17 protein-coding genes are annotated in these 16,633 nt (G+C 49.7%); 10 read left to right on the top strand and 7 right to left on the bottom strand.

What is annotated here, in order from left to right; genetic code table 11:
- The first annotated feature begins 153 nt into the window (after positions 1-153).
- Both AC3WT9_RS19390 and AC3WT9_RS19385 read left to right on the top strand, forming a co-directional pair.
- Positions 154-1,158, top strand: a complete 1,005-nt coding sequence (locus AC3WT9_RS19390) for a metal-dependent hydrolase (protein WP_341096114.1) — start codon at positions 154-156, stop codon at positions 1,156-1,158.
- 242 nt (positions 1,159-1,400) lie between these two features.
- Positions 1,401-1,589 carry a hypothetical protein gene (locus AC3WT9_RS19385; RefSeq protein ID WP_341096116.1) on the top strand — a complete coding sequence of 63 codons (189 nt, stop codon included), beginning with the start codon at positions 1,401-1,403 and terminating at the stop codon, positions 1,587-1,589.
- On the opposite strand, the gene trpS is transcribed toward AC3WT9_RS19385, so the two are convergent.
- A complete protein-coding gene (gene trpS / locus AC3WT9_RS19380) occupies positions 1,586-2,575 on the bottom strand; it encodes a tryptophan--tRNA ligase (RefSeq protein ID WP_341096117.1) in 990 nt (329 codons plus the stop codon). The two genes, AC3WT9_RS19385 and trpS, sit on opposite strands and share 4 nt — an antisense overlap.
- Before the next feature lie 433 nt (positions 2,576-3,008).
- Here trpS and AC3WT9_RS19375 point away from each other — a divergent pair, with 433 nt between their 5' ends.
- Together AC3WT9_RS19375 and AC3WT9_RS19370 are read left to right on the top strand one after the other, a co-directional pair.
- The gene (locus tag AC3WT9_RS19375) at positions 3,009-3,977 is read left to right on the top strand and encodes an aldose 1-epimerase (RefSeq protein ID WP_341096119.1); all 969 of its coding nucleotides are present in this window, start codon (positions 3,009-3,011) and stop codon (positions 3,975-3,977) included.
- Between the two features lie 107 nt (positions 3,978-4,084).
- Positions 4,085-4,318, top strand: coding sequence for an alpha/beta-type small acid-soluble spore protein (locus AC3WT9_RS19370; protein ID WP_038596187.1), 234 nt, complete (start codon positions 4,085-4,087; stop codon positions 4,316-4,318).
- Positions 4,319-4,442: 124 nt separating this feature from the next.
- On the opposite strand, the gene AC3WT9_RS19365 is transcribed toward AC3WT9_RS19370, so the two are convergent.
- The gene (locus AC3WT9_RS19365) at positions 4,443-4,850 is read right to left on the bottom strand and encodes an O-methyltransferase (protein ID WP_341096120.1); all 408 of its coding nucleotides are present in this window, start codon (positions 4,848-4,850) and stop codon (positions 4,443-4,445) included.
- A gap of 415 nt (positions 4,851-5,265) precedes the next feature.
- Positions 5,266-7,056 (bottom strand): M3 family oligoendopeptidase, encoded by a 1,791-nt coding sequence (locus AC3WT9_RS19360; RefSeq protein WP_341379736.1) that lies wholly within the window; start codon positions 7,054-7,056, stop codon positions 5,266-5,268.
- A gap of 209 nt (positions 7,057-7,265) precedes the next feature.
- On the opposite strand from AC3WT9_RS19360, the gene AC3WT9_RS19355 reads away from it, so the two are divergent.
- Positions 7,266-7,457 (top strand): YycC family protein, encoded by a 192-nt coding sequence (locus tag AC3WT9_RS19355; protein ID WP_038596193.1) that lies wholly within the window; start codon positions 7,266-7,268, stop codon positions 7,455-7,457.
- Entirely contained in the window at positions 7,454-7,684 is a 231-nt protein-coding gene (locus AC3WT9_RS19350; protein WP_038596195.1) for a hypothetical protein, read from the top strand. The genes AC3WT9_RS19355 and AC3WT9_RS19350 overlap by 4 nt, the downstream gene beginning before the upstream one ends.
- Before the next feature lie 104 nt (positions 7,685-7,788).
- On the opposite strand, the gene AC3WT9_RS19345 is transcribed toward AC3WT9_RS19350, so the two are convergent.
- Both AC3WT9_RS19345 and AC3WT9_RS19340 read right to left on the bottom strand, forming a co-directional pair.
- Positions 7,789-8,493 carry a DUF2225 domain-containing protein gene (locus AC3WT9_RS19345; protein ID WP_341379738.1) on the bottom strand — a complete coding sequence of 235 codons (705 nt, stop codon included), beginning with the start codon at positions 8,491-8,493 and terminating at the stop codon, positions 7,789-7,791.
- Positions 8,494-8,524: 31 nt separating this feature from the next.
- Positions 8,525-8,908, bottom strand: coding sequence for a globin domain-containing protein (locus AC3WT9_RS19340; protein ID WP_076112530.1), 384 nt, complete (start codon positions 8,906-8,908; stop codon positions 8,525-8,527).
- A 423-nt stretch (positions 8,909-9,331) separates the two neighbouring features.
- Between AC3WT9_RS19340 and ylbJ the strand changes: the two genes are divergently transcribed.
- The 4 genes from ylbJ (at position 9,332) to AC3WT9_RS19320 (ending at position 14,365) form a co-directional block, all read left to right on the top strand.
- Positions 9,332-10,570: a sporulation integral membrane protein YlbJ gene (ylbJ, locus tag AC3WT9_RS19335; RefSeq protein ID WP_341096131.1), complete on the top strand. Its 1,239-nt coding sequence runs from the start codon at positions 9,332-9,334 to the stop codon at positions 10,568-10,570.
- 125 nt (positions 10,571-10,695) lie between these two features.
- A complete protein-coding gene (locus AC3WT9_RS19330; protein WP_341096132.1) occupies positions 10,696-11,499 on the top strand; it encodes an NAD kinase in 804 nt (267 codons plus the stop codon).
- Between the two features lie 188 nt (positions 11,500-11,687).
- Entirely contained in the window at positions 11,688-12,869 is a 1,182-nt protein-coding gene (locus AC3WT9_RS19325; protein WP_341096134.1) for a copper amine oxidase N-terminal domain-containing protein, read from the top strand.
- A gap of 59 nt (positions 12,870-12,928) precedes the next feature.
- Positions 12,929-14,365: a S41 family peptidase gene (locus AC3WT9_RS19320; RefSeq protein ID WP_341096136.1), complete on the top strand. Its 1,437-nt coding sequence runs from the start codon at positions 12,929-12,931 to the stop codon at positions 14,363-14,365.
- 111 nt (positions 14,366-14,476) lie between these two features.
- On the opposite strand, the gene AC3WT9_RS19315 is transcribed toward AC3WT9_RS19320, so the two are convergent.
- Positions 14,477-15,226, bottom strand: coding sequence for a YutD family protein (locus tag AC3WT9_RS19315; protein WP_492407799.1), 750 nt, complete (start codon positions 15,224-15,226; stop codon positions 14,477-14,479).
- 266 nt (positions 15,227-15,492) lie between these two features.
- Complete coding sequence (gene lipA, locus AC3WT9_RS19310; protein ID WP_341379740.1) at positions 15,493-16,395, bottom strand: lipoyl synthase; 903 nt, start codon at positions 16,393-16,395, stop codon at positions 15,493-15,495.
- Between the last annotated feature and the right edge of the window lie 238 nt (positions 16,396-16,633).

Here is a 16,633-nt window from a genome sequence, read left to right as displayed (position 1 = left end):
ATATCAAACAGGGAAAGACTTTGACAATCATTGACCAAGATGTTCATCAATTTGACAATTACGTGAAATTATTTATTTCCTCCTCCCTAAATAACTGGACGCAAAATTGGGTAGTTATTAATAGAGAACTTCCGTACAAAGGAGATCTGACCAATGGATACTGCTACACATTTTGTTATGGGCCTGGGACTGGCCGGCCTTTCCTTCGTTGATCCCGCCGTCGCCTCCCATGGAACACTGGCCGGGGCTGTCATGGTAGCCACTGTACTGGCCTCGCAAGCACCGGATGCCGATACTGCGTTGCGTCTCAAGGACAATGCGCTTTATATCCGCAATCACCGGGGAATCACCCATTCCCTGCCATTCCTGCTGCTGTGGCCGGCTTTGATCACACTGGTGATCGGACCGCTATTCGGATTTACCGATGTACATTCTCTTAGCCATATTGCTCTGTGGAGCTTCATCGGCGTAGCCGTTCATGTATTCTCCGATTTGTTCAACACGTATGGGACACAGGCCGCGCGTCCCTTCACAGAGAAATGGATTGCCTGGAACATTATCCACATCTTTGATCCGTTTATATTCGGCAGCCATGCCGCGGCAATTATTCTCTGGATCAGCGGGATGATTCCACCGGCACCTTTATTTATCACCCTGTATGCCAGTATCGTGATTTATTATATTTGGCGGACCCTCGTGCATGCCCGGATTACGCGCAATATCAAGAACAAAGATATGCATCATAATACCGGCGACCATTATTATGTCATCCCCACGATCTCGCCATCGCGCTGGAATGTGGTCAAAGCCAAACCGGACGGCAGCTATAACGTCGGATTGCTGAGCGGCGGGCGGCTGGAATGGTTCAAACATGCGGTGTGCTCCACCCACCCCGCTGTAGAACATTCCAAATCCCATCCGGACATTCAGGCATTTCTTTATTTCACCTCTTATGCTGTAGCCGAGGTCGAGGAATTGCCCTCCGGTTATATTGTACGCTGGGGCGATGTGCGTTATTTACACCGCAAGCAATTCCCTTTCGTAGCGGTGCTTGTAATGGATAACCAATATCATCCGCTCAACACTTATGTAGGCTGGCTCAGCAGCGAGAAACTGGATGAACGGTTCGCCATTGATCCGGGCTCCGTAAAGCTGTAGTCAATAGCAGAAGGCGTCCGGTTTCCGGACGCCTTCTTTGCTCTGCCATGAATTACCGCTCTTGACGCCTGCCGCAACATAAGGCACAATCACCATAAAGCGTTTTCAATGAATTTTAGATGTTTTTAAGCATCATTTATTACTGTATATTATATAGTTCCTTATATTATAAAAAAACTCCGCAGCACATAAGCGCTGCGGGATCATTCACTTACTACCATTAGAAAGGAAGGCTGGCAATTATGGGTAAAGGTCTGTCGCTTTGGTTCGCATGTTCTTCGATTCTAATGCTAACAGCTGCTTCTATCTCCATCAGCTTTAACATTTGGCTGGCGCTCCTGCTTGGCGTTCTCTGTGTCCTGAACATCGGCTGGGGGTTTATTCTCAAAGCCAGACTGAGACGCAAAGCGGAGACAAGGCAGGCCTCTTAACGTAGCGGGAGGAAGCCCATCCGTTCCTTAACACCGGCAAGGTTCTGCGCCGCCACGATGCGGGCGCGTTCCGCGCCTTCGGCAAGAATATCACCAAGCGTGCCGGAGCTGCGTATTTCATAATATTTCTGTTGAAGCGGCTCTAGCGTAGCCACCAGCACTTCACCAAGATCCTTTTTGAAACCTCCATACATTTGGCCTTCATAACGGTCGGCAATCTGCTGCAGGCTCATTCCCGAGCACTCGGCATAAATGCTCATCAAATTGCTTATCTCAGGCTTGTTAGCGGGATCATACACCACTTCACGGCCGGAGTCGGTCGTAGCACGGCTGATTTTTTTGCGGATTACATCCGGCGGATCAAGCAGTGCGATATAGCTGCCCGCGTTTGGATTGCTTTTGCTCATTTTTTTGCTGGCGTCGTCCAGCGACATAATGCGTGCGCCTACTTCAGGAATATACGGCTCCGGAACCGTGAAGAATTCCCCAAACCGGTGATTGAAACGTCCGGCCAGATCTCTAGTCAATTCCAGATGCTGCTTCTGATCCTCGCCAACCGGTACGAGATCGGCATTGTAAATGAGGATATCGGCAGCCATCAGCGATGGATAAACGAACAGGCCTGAGCCCACAGAATCCTTCCCGGAAGACTTGTCCTTGAACTGGGTCATCCGCTCCAGCTCACCCATTGCAGTCAGCGTAGTCATGATCCAGCCCAGCTCGGCATGCTGTGGTACATGGGACTGCATATAGACATTTGAGATTGCCGGATCAATGCCTGCAGCAAGATAAAGTGCCGCTACCGATTCTGAGTTTTCCCGCAGTGCGGCAGGCTCCTGAGTAACAGTAATGGCATGGAGATCCACTACCATGAAAAAGCATTCATACTCTTTTTGCAGTTTTACGAAATTTTTGATTGCTCCGATATAGTTCCCGAGTGTCAGTGAACCACTGGGCTGAATGCCCGACAATACTTTTTTAGCCATCGAATTACCCTCCATAAAATGTAATTTCCACTTTCGAAGAACACAAAAAGGCCCCACATCCGCAAGGGACGTGAGACCGTGGTACCACCCTTATTCGCTGCTTGAGGAGTCCATAGAGGACATCAGCAAACAGCCTTTGCTTCCGGTAACGGGGAAGTGCCGGCCGGTCTACTGAGGCTCTCCAGCCCGTTCAAGCGCGGCGCTCAAGGGTCCATTCATACGGAAGTGTCCCGCCGGTTCACATCAGCCACCGGCTTTCTGAAGGTGCAGTTCCCGCCTACTTGTCCCTGTCATCGCATTGTCATCGTTCATTAATGCATTCATCATAGAGCGATACTGAGAAGATGTCAAATCCGTTAACCACAAAAATATAAATCTGTTATGATAAGGTTATTCGCATTCTTTCAGATTAAGTTAAAGGAGCATATCTCTCATGAAACAGGTGACCAAAGGGCAGTGGGGCGGCTATGATACCTATATTTTGCATAGCTGCGAACTTGAACTCACGCTTTTGCCGCGACTGGGAAACAACATTATCTCCTTGTGGGACCGTAAGGAGAATCGGGAAATCCTGCGCCGGCCTGATGAAAGCGACATATCTTTTTACCTGCAGAAGCCTTACCATTTCGGTATTCCGCTCTTAGTTCCGCCCGGACGAATCCGCAAGGGTCAATTTCAGTTTGAGGGCACAAGCTACCAGTTTGATCAGAATACGGCCGGAGACAATCATATTCATGGACTGCACCGGACGCAGAGCTGGTGTGTCAGCGATATTGAAGAGGACGAAGAAGGCTGTGCGGTGACGACGGAATTCAATACCGGCGACGACGCTAACTGGATGAGACAATTTCCTGTTCCTCTGAGATTCGAAATGACGTTCCGGCTTCAGGATGCCCGCGTTCAGCAAACACTCAAGGTCACTCACTTAGGAGACACAGTCATTCCATTCGGGATTGGCTATCACACATGGTTCATGATTGACGGTGAGCCCGGCCGCTGGAAACTGAATTTGCCCGTAGAAAGCATTTATGAACTGAATAACGAGCTCCTGCCCAGCGGCAGCCTGCTGCCACTTGGTGATTTGGAAGCCTTGAACCAAGGTATGAATCTTCAAGGTACTAATTTGGATACTGTGCTAAGGATCGGAAAAGAGCAGCCCGCTGAAGCCTTGCTGATCCGCGATGACGGATATGGGCTTCGCTATACTGCAGACAAAGATTACTTCCGTCATTGGGTGGTATATACGAAAGGGCCTGCAGAGCAGTTTCTGTGCATCGAGCCCTACACATGGCTGCCGGATGCACCGAATATTCCAAAGTGCCCTTCCTTTACAGGACTCATTACCTTGCAGCCCGGCCAGACGCTTGCGCTTTCCAGCATGCTCGAAATACTCTATCCTTAACTTCTTAATTTCATATAATTACCATCCTTAAATCCTTTCGAAATCGTGCATGATTTCATCTCCTCGCGCTCATACTATCTTCACAACGGGCGAAGGAGGTGACACACATGGGTCAAGCAGGTCAACAAGGTCGTAGCAGCCGTAGTAATAACCTGGTCGTGCCTCAAGCGAATGCAGCGCTGCAGCAGTTGAAATATGAAGCAGCACAAGAGCTTGGAGTAACGATTCCTCAAGACGGTTATTATGGTAACTACACTTCCCGCGAAACCGGTTCTTTGGGAGGATACATCACCAAACGTCTGGTACAACTGGCAGAGCAACAACTGTCCGGTCGTTCGTAATCGCCTTATCATTAAGTGATTTATCCGGTAGGGCTTAACGCCTGAAACGGAGTAGCTTCTCAGCCCGTCTGCGCTTCTCGTCGAAGCGCAGGCGGGCTTTTAGCTTGTGTCGCTATGTATAATTTCAGCCGTAATTTTGATCAGAATTGTCAGCAGAATTACGGGGATAGCGGATCATCAGGTTGGCCATATTGTAATTGGACTCCAGGATCGCATCTACAACCACCATCCCCTGGCGGATGGCGAACTCATAGCTGATCTCACCATGCGTCCAGCGACGTTTGTATTTCAGACTCTCCAGCGCCATAAGCCGGAAGGAGGACAACTGGCCTGAGTTCAACCCCTCCTGCTCTTCCTTAAATACACCACTTCGTCCAGACAGCGGATTATGGCGGATCCCAAACTTACCGATGACATTATTTCTGATTTGCACAAAAACCGTGCCGGAAGACAGTCCAGACAATTCCTCTTGCAGTTCCTTGAATACCAAATCCATCTGTCTTGCCAGCGATAGCTCTTCTGTCCTGAGCATATTGTACCTCCTAAAAGTTTTGTGAGCATTGCTTCTTGAAGTTCTATTCTTCGTACAAAACTTGCTTCGTAAGCTTCCGCTTCGTTTTGTGAGAGCACTGCTTCTTGATTATTCTTCGTACAAACTGCCTTCGTATTTCTTTCCTAGCAGGCCTTATATAAGGCTTTAGGCTCATTATAGGGCAGTACTTTACAAGGTACAACATTATTCAACATAATTGGGTTAAAATCCCTATATGTGCGCAAACTTTATTAAAAATCCAATAAATTCCACTATAAACCGATCGCTTTCGACACTACACAGCGCAAAAAAAAGCCCCGATCAAGGGGCTTTTGCGTATTCACACCAATTCTGAGCGGATCGATTTCCATTCGACAAAAAATTCTCGTCTTAGTTCTGTCATATTCTCGGTCGATTAGTTTGTCATTGCAAGAAATTCGTTGATATCCGCTACAATCAGATCTACGGCTCCCTGCCAGAAATCCGGCTCTGCAAGATCTACCCCAAGATGTTTGGAGACCAGATCCTCCAGTGTCATTACTCCTGTATCCCGCAGCAAATTATCATATTTGTCAGCGAATGAAGCCCCTTGCTCCAGCGCAAGCCGGTACAATCCCGTGCTGAACATATATCCTACGGTGTAAGGGAAGTTGTAGAACGGCACATCCGTAATGTAGAAATGCAACTTAGAGGCCCAGAAATGCGGGTGATACTCTGACAACACACCGCAGAAGGCTTCTTTCTGAGCTTCCTCCATCAGTGCCGACAGCTCTTCCGCATTCACAAGACCCTCCTTGCGTTTTTCGTAAAAGCGGGTTTCGAACAAGAATCGGGCGTGGATGTTCATAAAAAAGGCTACGCTGTTCTGTATTTTCGCCTCAAGCAACGCCAGCTTCTCCTCCGGATCAGCAGCTGCCTTCACCTGTGCATCAGATACAATGACTTCTGCGAAGGTAGAGGCGGTCTCTGCTACATTCATCGCGTAATTCTGGTTGAACAGCGGCTGGTCATCCAGCAGGAAAGAGTGATAGGCGTGTCCAAGCTCATGCGCCAATGTCGACACATTGGAAGGCGTGCCGCTGTATGTCATAAATATGCGGGATTCCTTGCTCTCCGGGAAGGAGACGCAGAATCCGCCGGGACGTTTGGCCGGACGGTCTTCGACCTCGATCCAGTTATTGTCGAAGGCATGCTCAGCAAAATCCGCCAGCTTCGGACTAAATTTGCGGAATTGCGTAACAATGTCTTTTGCTGCCTGATCATAAGGGATTTTGCCGGAGGATTTGCCGACAGGCGCTTCTACATCCACCCAAGCCAGTGCATCCATACCCAGCAGTTTGGCTTTGCGCTGGAGGTAGGAGACAAGCGCCGGTTTGCTCTTGGTAATGACGTCCCACATCACGTCCAATGTTGTGTGTGACATGCGGTTGATGCCAAGCGGCTCCTTCAGCACATCTTCCCAGCCCCGGCCTTTGTACAACTTCAGCCGGAATCCTGCCAGATGATTCAGGGTATCCGCGCAATAATCCGCGGCTCCGCCCCAGGCTTCCTCCCATTTGCGGAACATGGCCTTCCGTACTTTCGGATCTTCATCATCCAGCTTATTGAAGGCCTGCCCGGCAGACAACTGTTTGGTTCCTTCCTCATCCTCATACGGGATTTGAATGGAGCCGACAATCGTTTCGTAATGCTCGCTCCAACCATGGTATCCGTCAACGGCGAGCTCAAGCGCCAGACTTTCCAGCTCCGGGCTCATCTTCTCGCGGGCTAAGTCGCGGCTTTCGCTTAGTACGAAAGCAAGCGGAGCAATTTCCGGCCGGGCCATCCACTCCGTCCATACCGCATCCGACGTTTGACGCAGCACATTGTCAAATTGCGAACTGATGCCTTCGAATCCGGCGCGCAAACCGGTCACTTTGGAGGATAACCGGACAGCACCCTTGTCCTGCTGATTCTGGGCACCCAGACAGCCGGCAAATTCCGACGCCTGGATCAGACGTCCGGAACAGCTCTGCAGCAATTCGATCACAGCATCCAGGGATTTGGTGGATTCGGAATCAGCCGGGGAGACGGAAGCGGCAACCTGCTGCCGCAAGGTCTCAATATCCGCTTCAAGCTGCTTCAAGAATTCTTCAAACTTGGGAGAGGATGAACCGCCCGGAAAAATAGACTCCAGCTCCCATGTCAGTGATAATGGTTGTTTCATGTCTTCCCACCATTCCTTTGCTCTGAATTGGTTTTCTTTGTATTTGGCCTGAAGCCATGGTAAAGTGAATTACGATAACCCCAATCCTCTGCTTTCGAGGCCAAATAGTCATATTTATTCTAATGGGTACCGCCATATGCTTCTGAGGCAGCTTTGTACGAAATGACTCTAAGCAGCTATGCTCATTAAACCTTTAGGAGGGCATCAACATGAAGCCACTGCAAATTTCACCGGAAACGGCTATAACTTTATCCAAACAGCTCGGCGTTCCCCTGGAACACTTGATGCATATGCCTCAACATATCCTGCTGCAAAAGATCGCTGAATTATCGAAGCAGCAAAGCGCTGAGACCGATGGTAAGGCTGCAGAGACGCCGCCAGCTGAGAAGGAAGAGCAATGATCCCTTTCAGCCATACCTGGCCTTATGACATTATTCTTGGAGATCTGTACGTGCAGTACTGCCCGTTCTGCAACTCGGAGAATGTGCTTCTCCCCATGAAACCGAAGGAACTGCAAATCGTGCGCGACGGCAAAAAGAAACTGCTTGTCTTTCCATGCTGCAGCACTAGCCCGACAGTCATCGACAACGATGGGGACTATCTGCTGTTTGACCGTGCGGTCCGCTGACCGCCTATGGTCTCGCATTCCCTCAATCAGGCACACCTGCATAGCGCAAAAAGCGAGTTTGTCGCTTTTGCGCTTTTTGCCGTTCATGGAGCTGCGGAAAAGCATCAGATTCCCGTAGACAATGTGTCCGGGTCAATATCTTCTCCACGCATTTGTTCGCGCAGCAGGGCCCACTGCTCGCGCGCAGCCCGGATCATCGCGGCATCGGTGATTCTCTGGTCGTTGATCAGACGTGAGAACCATTTCACCGCACTATGGAACTCCCCGATACGGCGGTTCAGCTCACCGATCAGATACATCAGCCGGGCGTCATTTCCACCCATCCCGTCATTCTCAAACACCTTTACATATTCATCCAGCGAATAACGCAAAAAGCGCTGCTCCTGTGCAGAATCCCCCTGGTAGCGGTACATCCAGGCAATATGATGCAGGAGGCTAGCGATAATCCGGTCTTTATCCTTGATGCTTTGAGCGCAAATCAGTGCAAGCTTGTACGATTCAAGTGCGAGCTCCCAGCTGCGTTTCTCCCCGAAATCCCGGGTCTTCCAACGGGTCCCCACCTGCTCATTAAAAGCTTTGCGCTGCCAGTCGACCAGCTTGTCGGCAGAGTTCTCCGTAGAGGCAAAACCGCATTTCGGACAGACACGCACAACATAATAATCCGGATTTTCCTCCTTGTAATAGGAGCAGAAATCCGCATCCCGGCGTATTGCTCTTTTGAGGCTCGGGCGTACCCGTGAGGTTGAGAACTCCTGTTCACAGTTGCAGCACATAACTTTAATCGAGTACAAAGGTATTAATTCTGGCAAATGCCCTCATCCTTTCGCGATCAACTGCTCCTTACTCCTGGGGCATGTTAACAAAATGGTGTGCAGGTCCTGCAAGCCGACTGAGCACAAATGAACGCAGCGGTTCCTGAACACCGGTATCCTCCAGTGCTTCCTTCATACACCCCAGCCACTGCTCGGCATGTGCCGGCGTGATAGGAATATGCATATGCCTTGCTCTCATCATCGGATGGCCATGGAGCTCGGAATAGAGCGCCGGTCCGCCGAAAAACTGACTGAGGAATTGATATTGCTTCTCCAGGACAGGAGTAATATCAGCAGGGAATAACGGGCTCAGCTGCGGATGAAGCTGCACCTTTGCATAGAATACTTCAACCAGACGGTGAAGCCCCTCTGCGCCCCCCAGATTGTCGAATAAGCTGTCATTTGGATTCATTGGAGGTTACCAGCTTTCTTTCATTTTAATTGAAGCGTCTTTTTTATTATACCAAAAAAAGCATTGCACCGTTAAACAATGACTTTAGGCTTATCTCATCCTGTAGAACGCAAAAAAAAGACGCTAAACCCGGTGTTTAGCGTCACATCATATTTAATAGGTCCGAAATTCCTCATCACCAGGAGGGACGAGAGAGATCCGGATAACATATACAAAAGCACAAACGAGAACTCCGGCAACTACGCTCATCACCATCACTCCATCCCTAATTATTACTCTAAAAAAGGTGTGCATTGATTAATTTAATAATATCATAATTCAAGCAAAAATGCATCGCGTCTTGTAACCGCTTTCTGCATTTTTTTTGTGCTGTTTGTCCTTCTTTTGGCATACATCTAACCATAGAGCTTGGAGGCGTTGACTATGATCTTGAAGAAGATTACCGGCCCCCTGCTAGGCCTCATCTTTGCCGGCTGCATGCTGCTGATGCTGGTTCATCCGGCAAGCGCTCTGGCTGCAGCGCTGCGCGGGCTGGCCATCTGGTGGGACGTGCTGTTCCCCTCGTTGTTTCCGTTCTTTGTCATTTCCGAAATCATGCTCGGCCTCGGCATAGTTCATCTCTTCGGGGCGCTGCTGGACCCTTTGATGCGGCCGCTGTTCAATATTCCCGGCAGCGGCGGATTTGTGGCGGCCATGGGATATGTATCAGGATATCCAGTTGGTGCCAAATTAACCGCAAAGCTGCGGGAACAGGGCCTGGTCAACCGGGTAGAAGGGGAGCGCCTCGTTGCGTTCACCACCTCCTCCGATCCTATTTTTCTGCTGGGTGCCGTATCGGTCGGTTTTTTTCATGATGCTTCTTTAGGACTAGTCCTGGCGCTTGCCCATTACGGAGGGGGCTTGATCGTAGGCCTGCTGATGTCCTTCCATGGACGGAAAGAGCATACATTATCCGCTAAAAATCAGACTCCCCCTAGTGGACAAAACTCCGGGCGGCTGCGCATGGCACTGAGCTCCATGGCCGAAGCCCGGCACAGGGACGGGCGGAGCTTCGGCGAGCTGCTTATGGGTGCTGTGCAATCCTCGCTGCTGCTTATTATTGTCGTAGGAGGGCTGGTTGTATTCTTCACCGTGCTGATGGAGCTGCTGGCCCGAGCCGGAATCATGTCGACACTGTTTGGACTGACCGACCGTATCCTCTCTCTGGCAGGATTCCCGCCTGAATTGTCGGCGGCTCTGGTCAGCGGCCTGTTCGAGGTTACCCTGGGTGCCCGTTCCGCCGGTGAGGCGACGGCTTCAATTCCGCTGCATTTCAAAGCAGCTGCAGCTGCTTTTATTCTCTCCTGGGGCGGATTATCCGTACATGCCCAGGTCGCAAGCATCCTGAATGGCACAGGACTGCGTTATCTCCCCTTCATGCTTGCCAGACTGGTCCACGCCTTTCTGTCAGCGGGCTTGCTGCTGCTGCTCTGGAAGCCTGTTATAAGCTCAGGGTTGTCAGAGCATTGGAATGCACTGCCTGCCGCTTCCGGGCTTGCTTCTCCCGCCTCTGCTTTCGTTTCCAGTCTAAGCCTGCTTGGCCTGCTGCTGGGTGGGGCTTTGCTGCTGTCGCTGCTTATAATGTTATCCGGCATAGCAGCACGCACATGGCGGCGGCATTAATCCTGAAAGGATACTGAACAATATACGCAAGAAGGACAGTCTTTTCATCGCTCTAATATTGTGTTCCGGGTCAAGATTGATTATGATCGGTGTATGACTGAATCATACAAAGGAGCCTGTACATCTTGAGATATTATGTTCTGGACCGCGGAGACGAATTGTCCATTAAACTTGCGGAGCAATTTCACAAGCTGGCGGCGGAGCGGAACCTGGAGCTGGATGCCGAATCTCCTGAAATCGTCATTTCCATTGGCGGTGACGGAACTATGCTGCACGCTTTTCATACCTTTATCGATCAGATTTCCAATTTGGCTTTTGTAGGTGTGCATACCGGACATTTAGGCTTCTATGCGGATTGGAAAGCGGAAGAGCTTCCGACACTGATCGACTATATGTGCGGAGTGGGTGACTCCATGCCACATAAACCGCGTATCGTGCAGTATCCGCTGCTAGAACTGGAAATTCATAAAAAATCAGGTTCCACCTCGCATATTGCCCTGAATGAGTTCACCCTTAAAGGTGTTGACGGAACGGTGGTCATCCAGGTTGACATTAATGACGTAACCTTCGAGATGTTCCGCGGCGATGGCTTATGCCTCTCCACGCCATCAGGCAGCACCGCCTACAACAAAAGTCTTGGAGGTGCTATGGTGCATCCGTCGATTGAAGCGCTGCAAATTGCCGAAATTGCATCGATCAACAATCGTGTGTTCCGTACGATGGGTTCGCCGTTGCTGCTGCCCAAGCACCATCACTGCGACATCTTTTCCCGCAAAGACCAGCGCCTGCTGCTGACGATTGACCATAACAATATTCCAGTGGATGACCTGGTGTCCGTCCGTTGCCAGGTATCCGACAAAAAAATCAGCTTTGCCAGATACCGCCCGTTTCCTTTCTGGAACCGTGTCCGTGAAGCCTTTCTGGTCTAGGGAGCTGGTCCTAATTTCAGAGGTGGGAAAGCCGGGAATGCAACGACATTCCCGGCTCTTTTATGCTTGGGGGTGTTTAACAAACTCTTCTATTACAGCTAACACAAGTTGATAGACAGGGAGAATTTCCATTGGTATAATGAACCTATTTTACATAGTTATGTTTATTTTAAAGGAGAGAACAACCGTTGAAAAAATTAATATCTTTATTAGGCACCAGCCTGCTGGCACTTGTGCTGGCAGTCCCCGCTTTTGCCGCAGAACAACCGATTAAGGTCTATATTAACGGCAGCAATGTTTCATTCACTGCGGGTAATCCTTACCTTAAGAATAATACTGTACTCGTTCCATTCCGTGTCATCTTCGAAAAGCTTGGACTTCAGGTGCTCTATAATGCCCAGACGGGAACCATCACCGGCACCAGCTCCTCGCTTAAGCTCAGCCTCAAAATCGGCAGCAACCGGGCTACCCTGAACGGAACCGTCAAAAAAATGAGTACAGCGCCCCTCTCCATCGGCGGCACTACTTATATTCCTTTGCGTTTCATTGCTGAAGCTACCGGCGGCACAGCCGTCTGGGACTCAGGCAGCAGAAGCGTCAAGATCAAAGCCGCTGTGTCCACTATCACCGACGAGAAGGATATTACGGCCTTAATTCATTTGGCCAATCAATATTATAATACTGAACAAGCCAGTCGCTTTTATTCGCTTGTGGAGGCAGGTGAGGACGTTAAGGGAATGGTAGCCGATATGGATTCATCCTTTGAGCTGTATGATGTCAAGAATACAATTGAAAGCCTTATGGTGCTGCAAATCCAGGGAAATGAAGCAACTGCCGTCACGGTTGAGAAAGCCGTTCGAACCGGCGGCGTTTATATTCCTGACGAGAACATTGAATATTTGTATGAGCTCGTCCGTAAGGACGGGAAATGGAAGATCGCCTCGATGGAGGTGCAAGACAGAACGGTGCTCCTTACCCGTGAACAGGGAATGACAGCAGCAGTTGTGCCGCAAGCTACAGCAGCAACCCTCAAAGATAACCTCAGCAAGTATTATCAATATATGAGTGCTGAGAATACGGATGCTATCTCCGCCCTGATGACCTCATACGGGGAGGAGTACGATGCGGCAACAAAGTCGGATATGCAGGACTATTTTGATACCTATGATCACCGCTATACCCTGGATAACTCGAATATCTTCTATTATTCTAACGAAGAAGCCGCTGTGTATGCGGAAACCACCATTAAGGATGCCGATAGCGGGGAGAGCTACAAGCAGTCACTCATCTTCCTCTTTGTGAAGTCAGAAGACGGTGCGTGGACGGTTGACGAAACCTATAATCTTAGTTTTGATGGTGATCAATTATAATCTTAAGACAGACAGCTGTAATGCATCATCAAATATAATAAAAAAGGGCGTATGCACTTATGAAATCCGGAAAAATCATGTCGGCCGTTCTTAGCGGCTGTCTTGTGTTCTCCCTCCTCTTAGCACCTGCTGCTTCAGCGGCAGAGAGCGCACAGACCGATTCAAACACAGAAATTATTAACGAAATTATGGACTATATTGAATCCTACAACGTGGAAGGGGTAGACAAGGATACCCTGATCCGTGGTGCAATTGACGGAATGATCTATACGCTCAATGATCCTTACAGCATGTACCTCGACAGTGACGAAGCCGCTGAATTTCAACATCAGCTTGAGCTTGAATATGTCGGTATCGGTTTTTCGCTGGCGAGAAATGGGAATGAGGTGTACATTGAAGAAATCACCCCCCGTTCTCCCGCCGAACAAGCGGGTCTGAAACGCGGTGACGTTCTTCTGAAGATCAACGGTACGGGCATCGCTGATCTTGAGGCCGATCCCTTTAGCGCAGCGCCAGGCAGCAAGCTGACCCTAACCGTTAACCGAAACGGGGCGGCCAAATCCGTTAACGTAACCCTGAAAAGTATGGTAACAACCTCTGTCACCGGCAAAATTATCAGCCAGAAAATCGCTTACATCGCATTAAGCGGCTTCACGCAGAATGCCGACAAGGAATTCTCCGCTATGCTGGATAAGATGCGGGCAGCCGGGATGAAATCGCTCGTGTTGGATCTGCGCAATAACGGAGGCGGCTATATCGATGTTGCCAAGAACATTACCGCCAAGTTTATGGAATCGGGCATTATGATGTACACCTCTGACCAAAGTGGCGCTCTAACTCCGGAAATTATAAAAGGTGGCAGTAAAATCGGCGTGCCTGTCGTCGTCCTGACGAATGAGAACTCCGCCAGTGCCTCCGAAGCCCTGACCGGTGCTCTGCGCGATAATAAGCTCGCGACTATCGTCGGTACCCGCACATACGGCAAAGCCAGAATTCAAAACCTTGTGCCCGTATCCAACGGCGGGGAACTGAAGCTCACGACTTTAAAGTACCTGACCCCGAACAAGGAGGACTTTAACCAGATCGGCCTGAAGCCGGATATTGAAGTCCAAAGCAAAACCGCGCAGCTGATTACCGCCCTGCAAATTGCTGGAATGACCAACATTACAGCGTCCGGAGATAACCATATTCTGAACATCAATGGAAGTCCTTTTGCCGGAAATGTCGGTCTCTTGAAGCAAGGGGACAAGGTTTATGCTTCGGCACGCGTGCTGGCAACCCTTGTCGAGAGCGATGTTGCCTGGGATGCAAAGAACAAAAAAGTGCTTGTCACGAACGGAGCCGGCAGCATCTCCAGCTTCGCCTTGGCCTCCAAAGAAGCCCTGTCCCAGAATGATGAGACCTACATTGAACTCAATGCATTCAAAAAGAAGTTCCCTGCGCTAACCTGGAGCTACGACGCCGCACTCAAACAATTGAAATTATCCGTTAAATAGCGGATTATATCGCACAGCAGAAACAAAGGATGCCCTGCAGCCATGTATGTATGGCGAGGGGCATCCTTGTTTTGTACCAATCCCAGAACAGAAGACAGTTGCCGCCTTTGCTTAGTTGGAAGAATTCTGGGGCGGGTTCTGCGGGTTCTGCGGGTTCTGCGGGTTCTGCGGGTTCTGCGGGTTCTGCGGGCTTTGTTGGTTCTGCTGCTGTCTGCCCTGAAAATCTTTATTGCCTTTTTTGTCTTTATTCCGGTGGTTCCGGCTTTGATGTTCCCGCACAGGTCTATCCTTAGACGAATGATCCCTGCCGTTTCCGCCAGTACCCTTGTCGCGGGCCGGGTTAGGGTAGGAAGATTTCGATTCCCGCTGCTCTTTAATTACAGCATCCGGTTCGGCAGGCTCTTGTTCAAGGTCTTCCTCCAGCACCGGCTCCGGTATTTCTTTAATCAAGATATCCTTGAATGTACCTTCCTTCGGCTGCTCTTTCAATTTGTGCAGAACAAAATAGGCACAGCCGAAATTGCAGTATTCATTAATGTAATCCACCATGCCAGAAATAGCTGTATCCCGGTTCACCTTCGGATGGTTGTCCCGGTAAAAGCCTTTCAGACGTAATTGGCTGTATCCCCAGTCACCGATAATATAATCGTAACGGTCCAGCACCTCGCTGTATCTCCCGCGAAACGCCTCCGGATTCCAGCCGTCCTTATGATCCAACATGAGCTCGTAGCCTTTTCCACCTATAACGATCAAGCGTGTGTCGCCTGCCTTTCTTTTGCATAATGGGAGCGGGGGCGTTGATAAGCCGCCGTTCCGCGGAATTTCGAATTTCCGGCCGCTGTTGTTGTCCGATTTCTTCATTTTAAACCGCCATGCGGTTGAAATCGGACAACAAAGGCGAACGCTGGCGCTCCTCCAATTTCGAAATTCAGCTCCACGGCTCCATCAACGCGTGATGGGGTGGACCTACAACATTAACCCAAGGGCCTCTGATCACCTACGGCTCACAATCGGCCCTTTTCCCTCTAAAACCTTAAACCTAAACCTTAAAGACTAAAGACTAAAGACTAAAGACAAACCCTATGACTCCGTCACGAAGGCAATTTTATTTCCCTAAATTTTAATTATTACTGTGAAACTGAACGCTCCTCACGGGCTTTCGCAGCGGACTTGACCTGCTCATGCGCACGATAAGAGCTGCGGACGAGCGGGCCCGCTTCTACATGACTGAAGCCCCGGTTCAGTCCTTCTTCCTTGAGCAAAGCAAATTGCTCCGGCGGATAATATTTCTCCACATTTAAATGCTTAGGGGAAGGCTGCAGGTATTGCCCTAATGTCAATATATCACAATCTGCCGCCCGCAGATCATCCATCGCCTGAAGTATTTCGTCCCATTCTTCTCCTACGCCTAGCATGATGCTGGATTTGGTAGGAATATCTGGTTTGATCTCCTTCGCCCGGCTCAGCAGCTCCAGAGAGCGGCGGTATTTGGCTCTGGCCCGCACACGGTCCGACATCCGCTCTACCGTCTCTATATTATGGTTCAGGATGTCCGGGCGGCTGTTCATTACAATTTCCAGGCTGTCCCGGTCTCCGAGAAAATCCGGGATCAGTACTTCCACACTGCATAGCGGAAGACGTCTTCGAATAGCAGCAACAGTCTCGGCAAAAATCGCCGCACCGCCATCCTTCAAGTCATCGCGGGCCACGCTTGTCACCACACAATGGTTAAGCTTCATGCCTTCTGCAGCTTCAGCAACACGCTCCGGCTCCAGCAGGTCAAGCTCCGTGGGCAGACCTGTATTCACGGCACAGAAACGGCAGGCCCGTGTACAAATGTCTCCCAGGATCATAAATGTAGCCGTACGGTTCGCCCAGCATTCATAAATATTGGGACAACGTGCTTCTTCACATACGGTATGTAAAGTTTTGGATCGCATCATGCCTTTAATATCCTGATAATTATCACCGGTCGTTAACTTGATTTTAATCCATTCCGGCTTGGGTTGTTTGGCTGTTCTATTAGTCAAAGTGGTGAACCCCGCTTTCGCCTGAATATAAGTTCCATTGTTAAAAAGTTGCTGCCTCATATTATAGCATGTGCCATTGGCATTTGCCTGTTTTTGTGAAATACAGCTTGCAAGCTTGATTGCTCTGTACTTCAGACAGACGGCTGCTCTAGCTGCAGGGTATTTTGTTCAAACTTGGCAGCTTTAGACAAGTACGGATAAAAACATCCCTTTTGCTTCAAATTAAAAGAAAATAAGT

The sequence above is a fragment of the Paenibacillus sp. EB106-06-01-XG199 genome (assembly GCF_058791575.1).
The sequence above is the reverse complement of the archived record's forward strand: the minus strand, read 5'-3'. Positions and strand labels throughout refer to the sequence as shown.

Bases quoted from the DNA above. Each gene is read 5' to 3' on its own strand.
- AC3WT9_RS19350 (WP_038596195.1), top strand. From the start codon at position 7,454: ATGATCCCTTTCAGCCATACCTGGCCTTATGACATTATTCTTGGAGAT.
- ylbJ (WP_341096131.1), top strand. From the start codon at position 9,332: ATGATCTTGAAGAAGATTACCGGCCCCCTGCTAGGCCTCATCTTTGCC.
- AC3WT9_RS19315 (WP_492407799.1), bottom strand. From the start codon at position 15,226: ATGAAGAAATCGGACAACAACAGCGGCCGGAAATTCGAAATTCCGCGG.
- AC3WT9_RS19360 (WP_341379736.1), bottom strand. From the start codon at position 7,056: ATGAAACAACCATTATCACTGACATGGGAGCTGGAGTCTATTTTTCCG.
- AC3WT9_RS19375 (WP_341096119.1), top strand. From the start codon at position 3,009: ATGAAACAGGTGACCAAAGGGCAGTGGGGCGGCTATGATACCTATATT.
- AC3WT9_RS19365 (WP_341096120.1), bottom strand. From the start codon at position 4,850: ATGCTCAGGACAGAAGAGCTATCGCTGGCAAGACAGATGGATTTGGTA.
- AC3WT9_RS19340 (WP_076112530.1), bottom strand. From the start codon at position 8,908: ATGAATCCAAATGACAGCTTATTCGACAATCTGGGGGGCGCAGAGGGG.
- AC3WT9_RS19385 (WP_341096116.1), top strand. From the start codon at position 1,401: ATGGGTAAAGGTCTGTCGCTTTGGTTCGCATGTTCTTCGATTCTAATG.
- trpS (WP_341096117.1), bottom strand. From the start codon at position 2,575: ATGGCTAAAAAAGTATTGTCGGGCATTCAGCCCAGTGGTTCACTGACA.
- AC3WT9_RS19370 (WP_038596187.1), top strand. From the start codon at position 4,085: ATGGGTCAAGCAGGTCAACAAGGTCGTAGCAGCCGTAGTAATAACCTG.
- AC3WT9_RS19320 (WP_341096136.1), top strand. From the start codon at position 12,929: ATGAAATCCGGAAAAATCATGTCGGCCGTTCTTAGCGGCTGTCTTGTG.
- AC3WT9_RS19355 (WP_038596193.1), top strand. From the start codon at position 7,266: ATGAAGCCACTGCAAATTTCACCGGAAACGGCTATAACTTTATCCAAA.
- AC3WT9_RS19390 (WP_341096114.1), top strand. From the start codon at position 154: ATGGATACTGCTACACATTTTGTTATGGGCCTGGGACTGGCCGGCCTT.